We start from the raw sequence: 16238 nt of genomic DNA on the forward strand, positions 1-16238 counted from the left end.
TAGTTCACCTCATTGGAGATAATATATCAATTTAAGTCAAAATCAAAATTTTCGTGTGATGTTTCAATATGTGAAATATCATGCGTTTTTTTGTCTTGTCTTATTTTATGGATTAGTCTTTTACACGAAAAAATAAAATTTTGGAGGACTTTTAACATGAGTAATGTATTAATCACAGGTGGTGCAGGTTTTGTAGGGTCAAACCTTGCAGATCGGTTAGTAGCACAAGGGGACAAAGTTACGATCGTTGATGATTTATCAATGGGGTTAGTTGAAAACATTCCGGATTCAGATTTAGTAACATTCTACGAAGAATCAATTACAAATAAGGAATTCATGGAACACTTATTAGTAAAGAACAAATTTGACTACATTTACTTGTTTGCCGGGGTTGCCAGTGTTGCCGATTCAGTTGCACGGCCATACGAAACCCACCAGGTAAATCAAGAAGCAAATGTTTTCTTATTAGAAATTATTCGGAAGCGTAAATTACCGGTAAAGAAGATCTTATTTGCATCTTCAGCAGCGGTTTACGGTGATGATCCACAACTTCCAAAGACAGAATTATCACGGATCAAACCATTGACGCCATACGCAATCGATAAGTTTGCTTCAGAACGTTACATGATCGACTATGGCAACTTATATGATCTTCCAACCGTTGCAGTGCGGTTCTTCAATATCTTCGGCCCAAAGCAAAATCCATCTTCACCATATTCAGGAGTAATCTCAATTATTACGGATTGCATTCGGGAAGGAAAGACATTCAATCTTTACGGCGATGGTGAACAAGTCCGGGACTTTACCTATATTGATGACATTATAGATGCATTATTGTTGTTAACAAGAAGCGACAATGCAAGTAATACCCACGGAACATATAATGTTGCAACGGGAATGAAAACAAGTCTTAAAGATATGATTTCAATATATGAAGATATTGCTGGTAAAAAGCTTGATATTAAGTATTTAGAAAGTAGAAAGGGTGATATTAAGTATTCATATGCAGATACTAGTAAGTTATGCAAATTAGGATATAAGCCGAAATATAGCGTTGAAATGGGCTTAAGAAAATATTGGAAATATGTCAATGAAAAGGGAGGAAACGACTATGAAAATTTTAATAATTAATGGATATGAAAAACATGTTGATAGTAATGGAATTTTAACTAAAACATTATTTGATACATATTTAAATGAACTAAGACAAAAGAACGATGTTCAAATTTCGTGGGTTGAATCTTACGATCGAGTACAAGAACAGAATAAATTTTTATGGGCTGATCTAGTAATTATTCAATTTCCAATTTATTGGTTCCAAGTCCCTGGGAAACTAAAACTATATATGGATGATGTTTTCGGATTCTACGAATTTTATGGTTCAGGCAAACGATACGGTCAAAATGGATTGATGAACGGCACAAAGTATTTATTGTCTACGACATGGAACGCACCTAAATATGCATTCAATGATGAAAAGGAATTCTTTGGCGGAAAAGATGTCGATGATGTACTTTTCCCAATGTACTGTGCTTTCAAATATTGTGGTTTTAAACCCTTTGATGAGAATAGACGAACACTTTCATTTCATGATGTTATCAAGAATCTTAAAGTTGATGAGTATATTAATGAAATAAAAACTTTTGTAAAAAAGCATAATCTTTAGTAGGTGGAGGTAATTTAGCAATGAAAACAGTAATGGTAGCAGGTGGAGCAGGCTATATTGGTTCACATATGGTTTATCGGCTTTTAGAAAAAGGATATGATGTGGTTGTTGTTGATAATTTATCAACTGGCCATGTGGAAGCAATTGATAAAAAAGCACGGTTTTATCAAGGAGACACTCGGGATAAAGACTTTATGGATAAGGTCTTTAGTAAAGAAAATGTAGATACGGTTATTCATATGGACGCTTATTCAATCGTCCCTGAATCAGTAAAAAATCCGCTGAAGTATTTTGATAATAACTTAATTGGAGTTATTAATTTACTTGAAGAAATGGATAAACATCATGTAGACAAAATTATTTTCTCAACAACTGCGGCGGTATATGGAAACCCAGAAAGAACACCAATTTTAGAAAGTGATCGTAAAGATCCAATTAATCCATATGGCGATAGCAAGCTCATGATGGAAAAGATTATGAAGTGGGTAAGTAACGCAACAAATATTAAGTATGTGGCATTGCGTTACTTCAATGCGGCAGGAGCACATCCTAAAGGTATAATTGGAGAGGCTCACGATAATGAAACTCATTTGATTCCTAATATTTTAAAAGTTGCACTTGGAAAACAAGACATGTTCCATATTTATGGGGATGATTACAATACTCCTGACGGAACAAATATTAGAGATTATGTTCATATTTTGGATTTAGCAGATGCTCATATCTTAGCGATGAAATATCTTGAAGAAGGTAATGAAAGTGCAGCGTTTAATTTGGGGTCAAGTACTGGATTTTCAGTTAAGGAAATTTTAGAGGAAGCCAAGAAGGTAACTGGAATGGATATCCCAACGGTCATTTCACCACGTCGCGGAGGGGATCCGGATATTTTGGTTGCAGATAGCACAAAGGCCCGTGAAGTTCTTGGATGGAAGCCGCAATATGAAAATGTTCATGATATTATTCAGACAGCTTGGACATGGCATCAAAAACATCCAAATGGTTACAATGCTTAGGAGGAAGATCGTATTATTGATGTAGCAACATTTAATTTTAATATTGGTAGCAGTAAAACCAAACAGTTGAGTGATGAATGTCCTTTTTGTAAAGTAGAAAGTCTTGAAAATATTTACTATCAAAAAGATGGTTTAGTTTTATTAAAAAATAAATTTTCGACTTTAGAAAATACTGTTCAATTAGTTTTGATAGAGTCTTCTAAGCATGATACAGATATTCCGTCCTATAGCATAAGCGAGTGGACCAAAATACTGGAATTAGCTGTCCAATTTTGGAAGAGAATTATGGATTCCGATAAGTTTAAAAGTGTTGTCCTTTATAGAAATCATGGCCATTTGTCAGGAGGAACGCAATCTCATCCACATATGCAAATTGTAGGTTTTAAAGATATTAATGTTTTTTCAAAGATTAGCTATGAATATTTTGAAGGACTACAGGTTACTCATGAGAAAGGAATAGAACTGAATGTATCGACTAAACCTATTATGGGTTTGTTGGAATTGAATGTTAAGTGGAAGAATGATCAGCAATTGCCAAGGGTTGCAGAATTAATAAAAATCAGCGTTAAATATATTCTTAAAGACTATTACAACGGACTTTGTAGTGATTATAACGTATTCTTTTATAAATTAAATGATGATTATTTTTGTAAAGTTATACCACGATTTGTAGTTTCACAATATTATGTGGGATATCAATTATCTCAGTGTTTAGATATGGATAGCTTGTCTAAAATTGAAAGTGAAATTAGAGAAGATTATCTTAAAAACAGTAATTAAATGAAAGAGGAGCACTTATTAATCTTATTGGTTAATGAGTGTTCCTCTTACTTAATGTACAAAAATCTTGGCATATTCTGTTGCAATTTTTATAAGTGCTTTATCACGTAATCGATAAACTGTACTTCTACCGATAAAAAGAGTGCTTGCGATAAAGGTAGATGTCTTATGTTTGAAGAACTGTAGGTATAAAATCTTCCGGCTCAAGGTATCCAATGAATTAAATGCTTCTTCAACAGTTTTAAAGAATATATTTTTAATGTTGGAGTCTTTTACTTTGTAATTTGAACTAAAAATAATGGTAGATGAATTTTTGTAAAGAATAACGGAGTATTTGTAATCCTTTAGTAATGTTTCTCCCAAATCAATTAATTGATTACTATTTAAAGACATAGTTGTTCCTTCTTTTTGATAAAATAATATTAAATTGGTTTTCAAAACTTATATTTTATTATAAAATATACACGAAAAGAAAAAATAATTCAACTATTTTTGATATTAAAATATCAGAATTTAATAATAAATAATTACTTTAGTATAAAAAGGATGAAGAAGGATGTTCGAAAGATTAAAGAAAACGGCAAAGGAAAAAGGGTATTCGTTATACGAATTAGCCGATAAGGCAGGGCTAGGAGCAGGTACAATTTATAGTTGGAAAAATAAAACACCATCAATAAAAAAGCTATCAAAAGTAGCTTCTATATTGGGCGTGACAACTGACTATTTATTGAAAGGTGAAGAAAATAAAGTAAATATTGAGCCAATTTTAAATGCTAATCAATTGTATATGAAAGATAAGGCATTAAGCGATAGAGATCGTAAGATTATTCAAAATATATTAAAAGGAGTTTTAGAATCAACGGAAGGACAAGAAAGGCTCAAAGATAGAGGCTATACAGGAGAAAGTGATGATTAGTGAAATATCGATCATTAAATGAGATTTTTGAGAACTTAGATGAAGATGTTACTGATCCATTGCAGTTAGCCAAAGACTTTGACTGTAAAGTGGTAGAAAGTGAGTTACCAAATCATATTCAAGGGTTTACAGAACCTACATCACAATATATTTTTATCAATCGGAATATGAATGAAATGTTCAAAAAATTTGTGATAGCTCATGAATTAATTCATGCATTATTAGATAGTGGCTCTTCGTATTTATTAGAAAACGAAAGGGTAAGTACTTTAAAGACGGAAGCAAGAGCAAATAAGGGAGCTCTCTTTCTTTTGCTAAGGAATTATTATCATATATTAAATATTGATGGGTTTAATATTTGTAATTTTATGAGCTTTTATCATATTCCTGAGAAGTATTTTTATTTTTTTAACGAATGTTTGATTGATTTGAAAACGATTAAGAAAAAATAAATAAGTTTTTGTGCCATTTGATTTCATTTGAACTATGATTAGGTCGTAAAGGATATATTACTTTACTTAGTTAATCTTTAGGGGATGAGATAGATGAAGAAAAATAATATCTTTCTTAATTCAGTAGTATTAGGTACCTTACTTGTATCAGGAATGACTACTACAGGAGTTATGGCTAGTGATTGGCATGCTAATACTCCGAGCGAAATCGCTGAATTAAACAAAAATGGAACGTATACTGTACGTTCAGGAGACACAGTATGGGCAATTGGAATGCACTATAATATTAAGCCAAATGTTATCGAAGAGATGAATGGGATCAACAACCCATATGAATTACAAATTGGTACTATTTTACACTTGCACATTTACGACCATGGAGAAAAGGCAGAGTTTACTGTAACTAATCCAGAGGGTGTCGCAGTAAAAAAGACTTTAACAACAAAAGATAAGTTAGACAAAAATAAATCATTTGGCCAAAGTGTTAAAAATACCAATTTGACTAAGAGTGAAAAGAAAGCTAAAAAGAGTGATCTTTCTTCAAATAAGAGTCAAAAGCAAAGTGAAGCTTCGTCAATGTTACAGGCTAAAAGTAGCTCTCAACAGGTCAATGTATCATCAGTTCAAGCAACAACTAATAATAACAATGAGGTTCAGACCCCAGAACAAGCTATTCAAGTTGCAATCAATAAATATGGTACAAATAATGGTAATTGGCGTTGGGCATGCATGGCAACTGGTGGCGTTAACAGCCCACAATATAAATGGTCTGGAAATTCAAATGTAAGTAATAATGATTCTAACGGTTACTTTGTTGTAAGAAACTATTTGAAGAATGATCCAGATTCTACAGATGGTGGACTAATTAACACATATATTGTTTATCCAAACGGAACAATTACACCAGATAATGGACAATGGTAAAAAAAGATGAGATCTAGCAGTCAGCTGCTAGATCTTTTTTGTTAGAGGTTGGGACACTGTATCAATGAATTTTAAATACTATATAACTGTCAGCTGATAAAGATATTTTTTGAAAGGATGATAGTTATGTATACAAATTCAGAAATTCAAGTTGCAGAACAGGTAAAGGAATATTTCATTAATCAAGGTTGGACACTTCAAGCCATTTGTGGACTTATTGGTAATATGTATGGTGAATCTGCCTTGGACCCATCAGCATGGGAAGTTCCGGGAAATTCAAGTTATGGAATTGGCTTGGTTCAATGGACTCCTGGTACAGAATTACTTAATTGGAGCTCTCAAAACGGAAAGAATCCATACGCAGTAGATACTCAATGTGATTTGATTGAATCACAACTCGTTAACGGTGGCCAGTATTATTCAACATACGCATATCCATTAAGTGCCACAGAATTTATGCATAGTACAGCGAGTCCAAGCTATTTAGCAGATGTTTGGGTTCACAACTATGAGAGACCAGCTAATTACAGCTCAGCCCCTAAACGTGAAGCAGCAGCTGAATACTTTTACGGATACTTTAATGGAAATCCGTCAAACGTATCACCAGCCCCTTCTAATGGGAATGGGGGAAGCTCTAATCCTAAAACATACACTGTACAAAGTGGTGACACATTAAGTGGAATTGCAGCACGATTTGGTGTAACGGTTCAAGACTTATGTAATTGGGATAATATTTCAGATCCGAACAAGATTTATGTGGGCGAAGTATTGAATTTAACTGGTCCAAGTTCAAATCAATCATCTAATTCCGCTCCTCAGACGTATACAGTTCAAAGTGGTGATACGTTAAGTGGAATTGCAGCACGATTTGGTGTAACGGTTCAAGAACTTTGTGATTGGAATAATATTTCTAATCCAAACTATATTTATGTGGGCGAAGTATTAAAGCTGAGTGGTGGTTCTACATCTTCAAATTCTAGTTCATCAAATCCCACGACATACACTGTACAAAGTGGTGATACTCTTAGTGGTATTGCCCAAAAGTTTGGAGTTACTGTCCAAGAACTTTGTGATTGGAATAACATTTCTAACCCTAATTATATTTATGTTGGTGAAGTTCTTCGAGTAAGTGGCAACACTGGCTCAACATCGTCAACTTCAACATCATCAAATGCTCAAACATACACTGTACAAAGTGGTGATACATTAAGTGGAATTGCAGCAAAATTTGGTGTAACAGTTCAAGACTTGTGTAACTGGAATAATATTTCAGATCCAAATAAGATTTATGTTGGTGAAGTATTACAAGTAAGTGGCAATACCAGTTCACCGACTACAAATCGCCAAACATATACTGTACAAAGTGGTGATACATTAAGTGGAATTGCAGCAGAATATGGTGTAACAGTTCAAGATTTGTGTAACTGGAATAACATCTCAGATCCGAATAAGATCTATGTTGGTGAAGTTCTTCAAGTTTAGTCTAGGTTTCTAACAAGTATCTTTAAACGACTTCGTTTTATGACGAAGCCGTTTATTTTTTTATTAAGTAAATAGGTTTGTTTAACCGATTAATAAATTGAGTTATTTTGTATTCAAACGAGAAATGCCCAGATGAATATACGTATAAAATTAAGAAGTTGATTAATTTTAATTCGGGAATTATAATTGTTTTTGTGTAAAAAGCACAAAAAATTTAAAAAGAGGTATTTATTATGAATTATGATGAGTCGATTTCTACTTTTAACTCTTTAGCAAATACGTGGGATACTAAACATGGTTATATTGACAAAATAAAAGGGCGGTTATTGTTGATTTTACTTTAGATCGAGATACTACTGAATTTAGTACATTAGAACATTCAAAGAAAGAAGAATATGGAGCAGGGGTTAATTATTATACACAAGAAGAATTATCTTCTATGTTAAAAGATTGTGGTTTTAATGTTATAAAGGTTGAACAAGTAGGGGAAAAAAGAGAACTTAACCATACACTTTTTTTAGTAGAAAAGAGAGATAAATGAGTAAAAGGCTATTAGCGTCACGCGTATTTAACGATACGGGAGACTGGTTTTATTATTTTGTGATTGTTGTTATTATTTATACAATGTCGAGAAACCCGATCATGATGGGAATATTATCAGCCTCCTACACTTTACCGGGAATTTTGGTCAGTAAAAAATTATCAAATATTATTAATAGGCTAAATGACCGTACATCTTTGATTATGTTTGACCTATTAAGAGTTGTTGTCTTAATAGGAATTGTTCTTACGAGTAATGTATGGGTTGCACTAATTTGTGTATTCTTGGAACAAGTTTTTGCGATTGGAAGTAATCTATCTTTCCAAAGAGTAACCGTGGATATAGTCCAAGATAAAGAGGGACTTCTAAAGTTTAACCGTCAGCTTAAAGCATTTTCTAATATAAGTCGCTTATTAGTCATTCCATCTTATTTGCTTCTGCATCGGTTTGTTTCTAATAAATTCGTTTTAGGGTTAGATATTTTCTTTACAATAGTTTCGCTTTTTGAAACTGTTAGAATTGAAACTACACATTGTAAATCTTCAGCAGAGAATACAGGATCGTTAGAACTGAAAGATTTTCATTTTGGAAAAATAACAACAATGATTTTAGCTTTCTCAGTATTGAATGTTTTTAGATCATTTGTCGACGCTTACGGAATTATGTATATTGGCAAAATATCGAAAAACGTTAGTGTGGGCTATGCAGCACTTGTTTTTATACTAAGTATTGCTGATTTGTTGGGAAGCCTGATGTCCAAAAACATTATTGAAATCGAAAATCTTAGTCAAAATAAAGTATTAATTTGGTCATTTACTAGTATTTTGGTGCTGTTTACTATTCCTTCAGTGATCCATAATGTGTGTTGTTTTATTATAACAATCTTTTTGATTCGACTCGTATTATCGATTTTAGGTCTTTTTGTACTTTATAATATGCAATCGAGCGTGCCAGAAAAGATCCACCAGTATACTGCTTTGCAAACGATGGCAGTTGATGGTGTATCACTTGTAAATTCAATTGCAGGTGGATTTGTTATTCAGAAAATAAATATATTTAATTACATGGTAATAACTATATTGATAGTCTTTCTTTTAGGAATCTTTCTTTTAAAAAAGAATATGAGTAAGAATGTAAAAGATTAGTTATTCTAAGAAGTTTAAATTGTTAGCTGGTTACTAATGGTTTAAGCTTTTTTGTTTACTTGAAATTGTCAATCCAAACGCAACACTTTAATGTTGTTTTATAGATTACTGGTTTTGTCTTGTTTTGAAAAACGTATAAAAACCCCCCAATCTTGGATTTATTTTGTCCAAGATTGGGGGGCATATCAATGCCAAGCAGAGATTTTTTTATGCAAGTAAATTAATTTTGCGCCTTTTCAGTATCAACAATTTAGTTAAAAGGGAGTATAATTTAACAGGTATTACTAAGGATAGAGCGGAGTATTTTGCAATGGAGAAACGGCTGAAAAAAAGCAGGTATATTACTGGATTTGACGGAATTCGGACCCTTGCAGTTGTTGCGGTTATTCTGTATCACATTTTACCTGGAAGTTTGAAGGGCGGCTTTTTAGGGGTGCCCATCTTCTTTGTATTATCAGGATACTTGATTACCGACCTGCTTCTTCAAGAATGGGAACAATCTGACAGGATCAGCATTAAAGACTTTTATAGCCGGCGGATTCACCGGCTATATCCCGGCTTGGTAACGATGGTTTTAGGAACAACCGCTTATATTACCCTGTTCCAACGATCATTATTAAAGGGAATTAAAACCACGATTCTGGCCAACTTAACATACGTTTATAACTGGGTTGAAATTGTGCACCATCAATCATACTTCAATAATTTTGGCGCGCAATCACCGTGGACGCATTTATGGTCATTATCAATTGAAGGTCAGTTTTATTTAATTTGGCCGGTTGTCTTAGTGCTGTTCTTACGACTTTTACATAATAAAAAGAATTATTTGAAGATTGGTTTTGGCGTTTTTGGCGTTGCGATTCTTTCGGCAATTTTAATGGCCGCTTTATATCACCCGGGAAATGATCCTTCACGGGTGTACTACGGAACCGACACGCGGATGTTCTCAATCCTGATGGGGGTTGGCCTTGCATGTATTTGGCCAAGTACCCGGTTGAAAAAGGATCTCGATAAGTCGCACCGCGTCACCCTTGACGTGTTGGGAATTGGAGCGTTAATTGCCGTCATTGTAATGTTCTTCCTGATGAATGGAGAGGGGACATTTGTTTACCGCGGCGGGATGTTTCTTTTCTCAATCGTTTCGATGATTTTGGTTGGAATCGTTGCGCACCCGGGAGCCGATTTAAACCGCGTATTAACGAATAAGGTCTTTACTTGGCTTGGAAAACGCAGTTATGGGATTTATATTTATCAATATCCGGTAATGGTCTTTTATGAAGCTAAGGTTAAGGTGGGCAGTCACCCGGTGCTGAATGCATTGATTGAAATCGCAATTATTTTAGTGATTAGCGATCTGTCTTACCGGTTAATTGAAGTTCCATTGCGGCGGTTCAATTTTAAGAAGACATTCACCGCTTTAAAGCAAAACTTAGGATTCAAGAAGAAGCAACTGCTGAACGACCTTGTGATTGCGGCTGGAACAGTAATTTTCGGAATTGCGTTTTACGGAACATTTTTCTGTAAACCGGAAACGAACGGAGTTTTCCAAAAGGATCGGTCTGAACTGCAACATCAAATCGCGGCCAACCAAAAGAAGGTTGCGGACCGGAATAAGCATATTAAATATACCAGTGAACAAAAGCCAACGAAGGCCTCCAACAAGGATGTTTTAGTGAAAAATGGCAATGTAACGGATAAGGGAAAGGCCTTTGCAAGCAATCTTCAAATCAGCGGAATTGGTGATTCGGTAATGGCTGATGCATCGGCAACGTTGCAGGGTGAATTTCCGAAGATGATCATCAATGCGCAGGTTGGTCGCCAAGCAAGTGCAGCACCAGCGGTCTTGAAGCAAATGGATGCTAATCACCAATTAGCGAATACCGTTTTGGTCAGTCTTGGAACAAACGGGACGATTTCTCAAGATACCCTAAATCAAATTATGAGCATCTTAGGGCCGCAACGGACGGTCTTCTGGTTAAATGTCCACGTCCCAACGAAACCGTGGCAAAACGACGTTAATAACACGTTAAATCAAGCTCAAAAGCAATACCATAACTTGCATGTCATTGACTGGTACGGTTATTCAAATAACCATCCAGATTGGTTCTATGCAGATAACGTTCACCCGAATGAATATGGGTTGAAGTTCTATGGTAACTTTGTTTTGAAGAGTATTTTGGAATATTATGATCATTAGAAAAAAGACAGATTGCATTGAATATGCAATCTGCCTTTTTTAATTTAGATTCTAAAGGATATGAGCAATCAACGGTAATGCCCAAATCCAGAAGATACATGAAACGGCAAACCCGACCGTTGAAATTGCAACGGAACTTGCCCCTTCCTTAACGTAAATATTGTACCGGCTTGAAATAATAATTCCGGAAAAAGCCGGTGGTAATCCAACTGCTAAACAAAGCATTGAGATTTGATTTGGATTTGATCCCATTCCGAACAAGTATGCAGCAGCAACGATAATTGCCGGGGTCAAGAAAAGCCGGAAAAATGTATTCCAGAGGGCTTCTTTATCAATCGAGAATTTAACGGTCGATAATGCCAACCCGGCTGCAAGCACCGCAACCCCTGAGTTGGCTTTGGCGATCAAGTTAAATGTCGGGGCCCATGAATTTGGAATGTGAATCCCGATCAAGACTAAAATCACCGCGATCAATGGCGCAGCCGCAACCGGTTGTTTGATCGCATTGATGACTGAATCCCATACTGAAGGAGTTTTATCCTTTTCTTCCAGTTTGGTGTATTCATATTCTGCCCGGATCAAGTCGATTTCCCGTTTGGCACCTTTTTCGCGCAGGGCTTTGGCTTCGGCATCGGTAATTGGAACTTCATCAGGAATGGACTTAACATCAACGTCGCGTGCTAATTCAGGCTTTTTAATTTTATCCGGTTTGTCAAGTTGGGTAGTCGTATTTTTCGATTTCGACTTTGCAACTTTCGCCCGAATCTTAGCCTGGCCGTGATTGATCAATGCTAATCCAATCGGAATTGTAATGGCATTGACGACGATTGAAACGATCCCAATGACCAGGTTTGTTGAAACGTTATTTCCGTAAATTGGATCAAGGACAGCAAACCCTAAGAATCCGATCGTTGGTGATCCCGCAATCAACGCACAAACGGCCGCTTCTTGCGTTGTCCGGTGAAACATTACCTTGTCTAAGTAGTAACTCAACATAAATAATCCTGTAACTCCGACAATCGAGATCAAAGTTAAGACAATATCTTTAGCAAAAATTTTGCGGGTTGCTTTAACAATTGAAATGAATAAAGCTGCAGGAAGAGCAATATTAAGAACAAGCTTATTTAATCCCTGCCGCTGGTCATCATCGAAAACATGGAATTTTCCGCAAATGTAACCAAGAATCATGATAACCAGGATTGGGATAATATCGTTCTTGATAATTGTGAACATATTATCGCTCCCTTCGGATATCAAAGGTGGATGATCGATCATTCCACCTTAGTTAAACGTTTCTGCAACATCAATCAAGATGATCATGATAACAGGCCTTTATTATCAATGAGATAAACGTTTTCATTTAGAGCTCCTATAATTAGGTTACATCGTCTGCCTGATAATTCCATTATATTGACCGGTTAGAAAGCAATTATCGCGTCAAGAATATGGGTATTTAATTATATGGATAAAAAGAGAAGGTGTGACGCTTATTCATCACACCTTCTTTCCATTATTCTTTTCTTAATTGCGGATCGTCTTCAATTTTAGCCTTGTTAAGCAACAACGATGAGCTGACGACCGTGACGGATGAAAAGGCCATTGCCAGGCCGGCCAACTCTGGACTAAGTTCAAGCCCCAAGTGAGCAAACAGACCGGCAGCAATTGGAATTCCAATCACGTTGTAAATCAATGCCCAAAATAGATTAAGTTTGATTCGGTTAAATGTTTTTTTTGAAACATCAAGGGCACAAACAACTTCGCGCAGATCATTTTGAACAAGCACAATCTCTCCGGACTCAATTGCGATATCTGTACCAGAACCCATTGCAATTCCGATATCAGCAGTTGAAAGAGCGGGCGCATCGTTGACACCGTCGCCAATGAAAGCGACCTTTCCCGATGTCGATTGTTGAATCTTTTTGATCTGGGCTGCTTTTTCACCCGGAAGGACTTCGGCAATCACCTGATCGATTCCGACCTGGTCAGCAATTGCCTGGGCAACATTTCGGTTATCACCCGTTAACATAACGGTTTTTAGCCCTCGCGCTTTTAACTTCGCAATCGCTTCAGCCGATGTCGGTTTCGGGGTATCCTGAATTGCAATGAGGCCGATTACCTGGTCGGCGATTCCAACTAAAACGACGGTTTTGGCTTCATTTTGAAGAGCAATCATTTGCTTTTGCAACTCGGCAGAAATCTGACAGTCAGTTGCCAGTTTGGCGTTTCCAATAAAGGCAGGTTGGCCGTTAACCAAGGCTTGAACTCCTTTTCCCCGCAGATCCTTAAAGTTTTGAGCGGAAGGAAATTTGATTTGGCTTTCTTTCACCTTGGTCATGATTGCGTGGGCAAGCGGATGCTCAGAATTTTCTTCCAAACTCCCGGCAATTGGAAGCACCTGCTGCGGATCACCAATAAGATCGGTGACGATCGGTTTTCCGTTGGTAATGGTTCCGGTTTTATCAAAGACGATGGTTTGAAGGCCATTGGCTTCCTCCAACGCTTCACCATTTTTGATCAGGATCCCCATCTTTGCTGCCCGGGCAGTTCCTACCATTAGTGCAGTTGGGGTAGCAAGGCCAAGCGCACATGGACACGCAATTACAACGACCGAAACGGCAAACAGCATTGCCTGAACAGCCGTTGCATGGAAGAAGACGAACCAAACGGTAAACGTGATGATGGCGATGATCAAAACAGCTGGAACAAAGATTCCCGCGATCTTATCAGTTAAATTTTGAATCGGTGCGTGACTGGTTTGAGCCTTTTTAACCATCTCAACGATTTGAGAAAGCATCGTATCTTTTCCGACCTTAGTTGCTTTGAACAAAATTGAACCGTTGTTATTGATCGTTGAACCCACAACCGGATCGCCGACCGTTTTTTCAACGGGCATGCTTTCGCCGGTGATCATTGATTCATCGACGGTCGTTGAGCCTTTTGTAATGACACCGTCAACAGCGATTTTTTGTCCAGGACGAACGCGAATGGTGTCGCCAACTTTGACCTGATCAAGCGGAACATCAACATACTTTCCATCTTTCAAAACCTCAGCCTGTTTAACCTGAAGTTTCAATAATTTGCCCAGGGCGTTCGAGGCATTATTATGCATGCGTTCTTCCATTGCATCACCAAGCAGAACAAAAATCGTAACGTACGCGGCACTTTCAAAGTAGACATCGCGCCCCGTGAAAAGGGCAAAGATCGAATAAAAGTACGCAACGGTCGTTCCGACAGCGACGAGGGTATTCATATTGGAGTTATGGTGCTTAAAAGCGGCCCATGCGCTTTTCCAATATGAAATGGCCGCAATCAGCATAATGATTGTTGTCGTCCCAAATGCAATCCAGCGGTAACCCGGCATTTGCCAATGAAACGGAATTGCTAGCATTTGGATCAGCATTGGGATTGCTAAAATGAAGGAGATCCAAAATCGTTGCAGATTTGAAAGCTTCATCATTTGATAACAACCTTTCCGTGGAACATATTCATTCCGCATGCATAGTTGAATTCGCCTTTTTGATCCGTATTGATTGCAACTTCAACGTCTTGGTTCAAAGGAAGGTCGGTGTTGAATTGCATTTCATCAGATTGAACGCGGGCAAGGCAAGCTGAATCGTTTGAACGGTTAAAAATGATTTTAGCTGGAGTGCCTTGTTTGAATTCAACGACTTCAGGTTCATAACCATTGGCAACGTTGACTTTAATAACTTGGTTGCCATCCTTCATTGTTGCTTGATTTTTCTTGTGAAATAAGTCTTTTAATCCCATAATGATTTTCCTTTCCTTACTTAATGATGATCTTGCCATGGAACATGTCCATGCCGCAGGCGTAGTCAATTTCGCCTTTTTGATCGGTTGGAATTTCGACCGTTGTAATTTTTTGTTTTGTTAAGTCCTTATCAACCCCCAGTTTTTCAAAAACAACGTGGGCTAAACAAGCGGTTGAATCTTGCATGTCAAAGTTGACCTTGGCAGGCACTCCCTGTTTCAGAATGAGGGTACTTGGTGAATAACCGCCTTTTACAACAACCGTAGCATGCTGTTCATTATTCTGAATAGTTGAATTGCCGGCTTGTTCATGATGGTTACCGAAAAACCAGTAACAAATGAAACTGATCAATGCGACGGCGAGACCAAAAACGATTGCGTTAATCATCTTAAGTCAGTCCTTTCTTTATGATTTCAAATTCATTATAGCATTGTCGTTTACAAATGTAAACAAATATCGTGATTCCGCCTGTCAACTGACTATAATAGAAAATGGAAGGTGAGATAAATGAAGTTATTAAATCAAATTGCAATTGGATGGATCGTGATTGGAATTTTATCAGCGGTCATCATTTTGATTGATGTAATTCGTCATCCGCAAGCAATGAAGATTATGGATGCGGTTTGGCCAATTAATGCGTTGTGGGGTGGGCCGTTAATTTTGTGGGCCTATTTTACTCTCGGAAAACATCGCAAAATGAAGATGTCAATGCCGATGAAATCGATGAAGATGGATGCATCAATGAAAATGCCAATGGATGATCACAAATATGATAAGTTTTGGCAAGGAATCGTGGTGGACGCGCTTCACTGTGGTGCCGGATGCAGTTTATCAGATTTAGTTGGTTCATGGATTTTTTATTATTTATTAAGTTTTAGCATTTTGAACCAAAAGTTATTTGGCGAATGGCTCTTTGATTATGTTTTAGCATTGATTATCGGCGTTTTATTCCAATATGCAGCAATTGCACCAATGATGGATGGTTCAGTTGGGTATAAACTGTTTCAAGCATTTAAGATCGATTTCTGGTCACTCACAGCCTGGCAAGTCGGCATGTACGGCTGGTCAGCAATTATCAACTTTGGCTTGCATTTACATTTCACACCGGTAATGCCTGCATTTTGGTTAATGATGGCAATTGGAATGGCATGCGGGTTTGTAACGGCATACCCGATGAATTGGTTGTTGGTGAAATTGGGAATTAAAAAGGGAATGTAAATCAAAAAAGATTGCAACACAAACGTTGCAATCTTTGGCTCTTTGTCAAATCGTATTGGTGAAGAACTTTTAGGAGAAGCATTAACTGTTGTTACGCAGTTGATGCTTCTTTTTGATTTAAGAGAAAAATACAAT

Annotated in this window: 16 protein-coding genes; 11 read left to right on the forward strand and 5 right to left on the reverse strand. The window is 36.8% G+C overall.

Going from position 1 to position 16238, the window contains the following annotated elements; all coding sequences use genetic code 11:
- Nucleotides 1-156 precede the first annotated feature (156 nt).
- The 4 genes from A3O17_RS01535 to A3O17_RS01550 are packed head-to-tail and all read left to right on the forward strand — an operon-like array spanning nt 157 to nt 3459.
- Entirely contained in the window at nt 157-1131 is a 975-nt protein-coding gene (locus A3O17_RS01535; RefSeq protein WP_064207594.1) for an NAD-dependent epimerase/dehydratase family protein, read from the forward strand.
- Nucleotides 1112-1666 carry an NAD(P)H-dependent oxidoreductase gene (locus A3O17_RS01540; RefSeq protein ID WP_064212810.1) on the forward strand — a complete coding sequence of 185 codons (555 nt, stop codon included), beginning with the start codon at nt 1112-1114 and terminating at the stop codon, nt 1664-1666. Before A3O17_RS01535 ends, A3O17_RS01540 begins: the two co-directional genes overlap by 20 nt.
- A gap of 20 nt (nt 1667-1686) precedes the next feature.
- Nucleotides 1687-2679, forward strand: a complete 993-nt coding sequence (galE, locus tag A3O17_RS01545; protein ID WP_064207592.1) for a UDP-glucose 4-epimerase GalE — start codon at nt 1687-1689, stop codon at nt 2677-2679.
- Nucleotides 2680-2721: 42 nt separating this feature from the next.
- Entirely contained in the window at nt 2722-3459 is a 738-nt protein-coding gene (locus A3O17_RS01550) for a DUF4931 domain-containing protein (protein ID WP_225354687.1), read from the forward strand.
- A gap of 51 nt (nt 3460-3510) precedes the next feature.
- Here A3O17_RS01550 and A3O17_RS01555 read toward each other — a convergent pair whose 3' ends face one another.
- Nucleotides 3511-3852 (reverse strand): hypothetical protein, encoded by a 342-nt coding sequence (locus A3O17_RS01555; protein ID WP_064207590.1) that lies wholly within the window; start codon nt 3850-3852, stop codon nt 3511-3513.
- A 163-nt stretch (nt 3853-4015) separates the two neighbouring features.
- Here A3O17_RS01555 and A3O17_RS01560 point away from each other — a divergent pair, with 163 nt between their 5' ends.
- From A3O17_RS01560 to A3O17_RS01585, 6 genes are all read left to right on the forward strand, one after another.
- On the forward strand, nt 4016-4375 hold the full coding sequence (locus A3O17_RS01560) for a helix-turn-helix domain-containing protein (protein WP_064207589.1): 360 nt from the start codon (nt 4016-4018) through the stop codon (nt 4373-4375).
- Nucleotides 4375-4827: an ImmA/IrrE family metallo-endopeptidase gene (locus A3O17_RS01565; RefSeq protein WP_064212811.1), complete on the forward strand. Its 453-nt coding sequence runs from the start codon at nt 4375-4377 to the stop codon at nt 4825-4827. Before A3O17_RS01560 ends, A3O17_RS01565 begins: the two co-directional genes overlap by 1 nt.
- A gap of 93 nt (nt 4828-4920) precedes the next feature.
- Nucleotides 4921-5751: a LysM peptidoglycan-binding domain-containing protein gene (locus tag A3O17_RS01570; RefSeq protein ID WP_064212812.1), complete on the forward strand. Its 831-nt coding sequence runs from the start codon at nt 4921-4923 to the stop codon at nt 5749-5751.
- 126 nt (nt 5752-5877) lie between these two features.
- Nucleotides 5878-7233 (forward strand): phage tail tip lysozyme, encoded by a 1356-nt coding sequence (locus A3O17_RS01575; protein ID WP_064212813.1) that lies wholly within the window; start codon nt 5878-5880, stop codon nt 7231-7233.
- A 537-nt stretch (nt 7234-7770) separates the two neighbouring features.
- Nucleotides 7771-8919 (forward strand): MFS transporter, encoded by a 1149-nt coding sequence (locus A3O17_RS01580; protein ID WP_064207585.1) that lies wholly within the window; start codon nt 7771-7773, stop codon nt 8917-8919.
- Between the two features lie 310 nt (nt 8920-9229).
- Complete coding sequence (locus tag A3O17_RS01585) at nt 9230-11116, forward strand: acyltransferase family protein (RefSeq protein ID WP_064212814.1); 1887 nt, start codon at nt 9230-9232, stop codon at nt 11114-11116.
- A 51-nt stretch (nt 11117-11167) separates the two neighbouring features.
- On the opposite strand, the gene A3O17_RS01590 is transcribed toward A3O17_RS01585, so the two are convergent.
- From A3O17_RS01590 to A3O17_RS01605, 4 genes are all read right to left on the reverse strand, one after another.
- Nucleotides 11168-12349: an AEC family transporter gene (locus A3O17_RS01590; RefSeq protein WP_064212815.1), complete on the reverse strand. Its 1182-nt coding sequence runs from the start codon at nt 12347-12349 to the stop codon at nt 11168-11170.
- 277 nt (nt 12350-12626) lie between these two features.
- Nucleotides 12627-14570, reverse strand: coding sequence for a copper-translocating P-type ATPase (locus A3O17_RS01595; RefSeq protein ID WP_081255624.1), 1944 nt, complete (start codon nt 14568-14570; stop codon nt 12627-12629).
- Nucleotides 14570-14884 (reverse strand): cupredoxin domain-containing protein, encoded by a 315-nt coding sequence (locus A3O17_RS01600; RefSeq protein WP_180752386.1) that lies wholly within the window; start codon nt 14882-14884, stop codon nt 14570-14572. The genes A3O17_RS01595 and A3O17_RS01600 overlap by 1 nt, the downstream gene beginning before the upstream one ends.
- Before the next feature lie 16 nt (nt 14885-14900).
- The gene (locus A3O17_RS01605; protein ID WP_064207581.1) at nt 14901-15272 is read right to left on the reverse strand and encodes a cupredoxin domain-containing protein; all 372 of its coding nucleotides are present in this window, start codon (nt 15270-15272) and stop codon (nt 14901-14903) included.
- 120 nt (nt 15273-15392) lie between these two features.
- Between A3O17_RS01605 and A3O17_RS01610 the strand changes: the two genes are divergently transcribed.
- Nucleotides 15393-16103, forward strand: a complete 711-nt coding sequence (locus tag A3O17_RS01610) for a DUF4396 domain-containing protein (RefSeq protein ID WP_064207580.1) — start codon at nt 15393-15395, stop codon at nt 16101-16103.
- Nucleotides 16104-16238 lie beyond the last annotated feature (135 nt).

Origin of the sequence: Ligilactobacillus aviarius, assembly GCF_001654615.1 — a bacterium.
Taxonomy (GTDB): Bacteria; Bacillota; Bacilli; order Lactobacillales; family Lactobacillaceae; genus Ligilactobacillus; species Ligilactobacillus aviarius_B.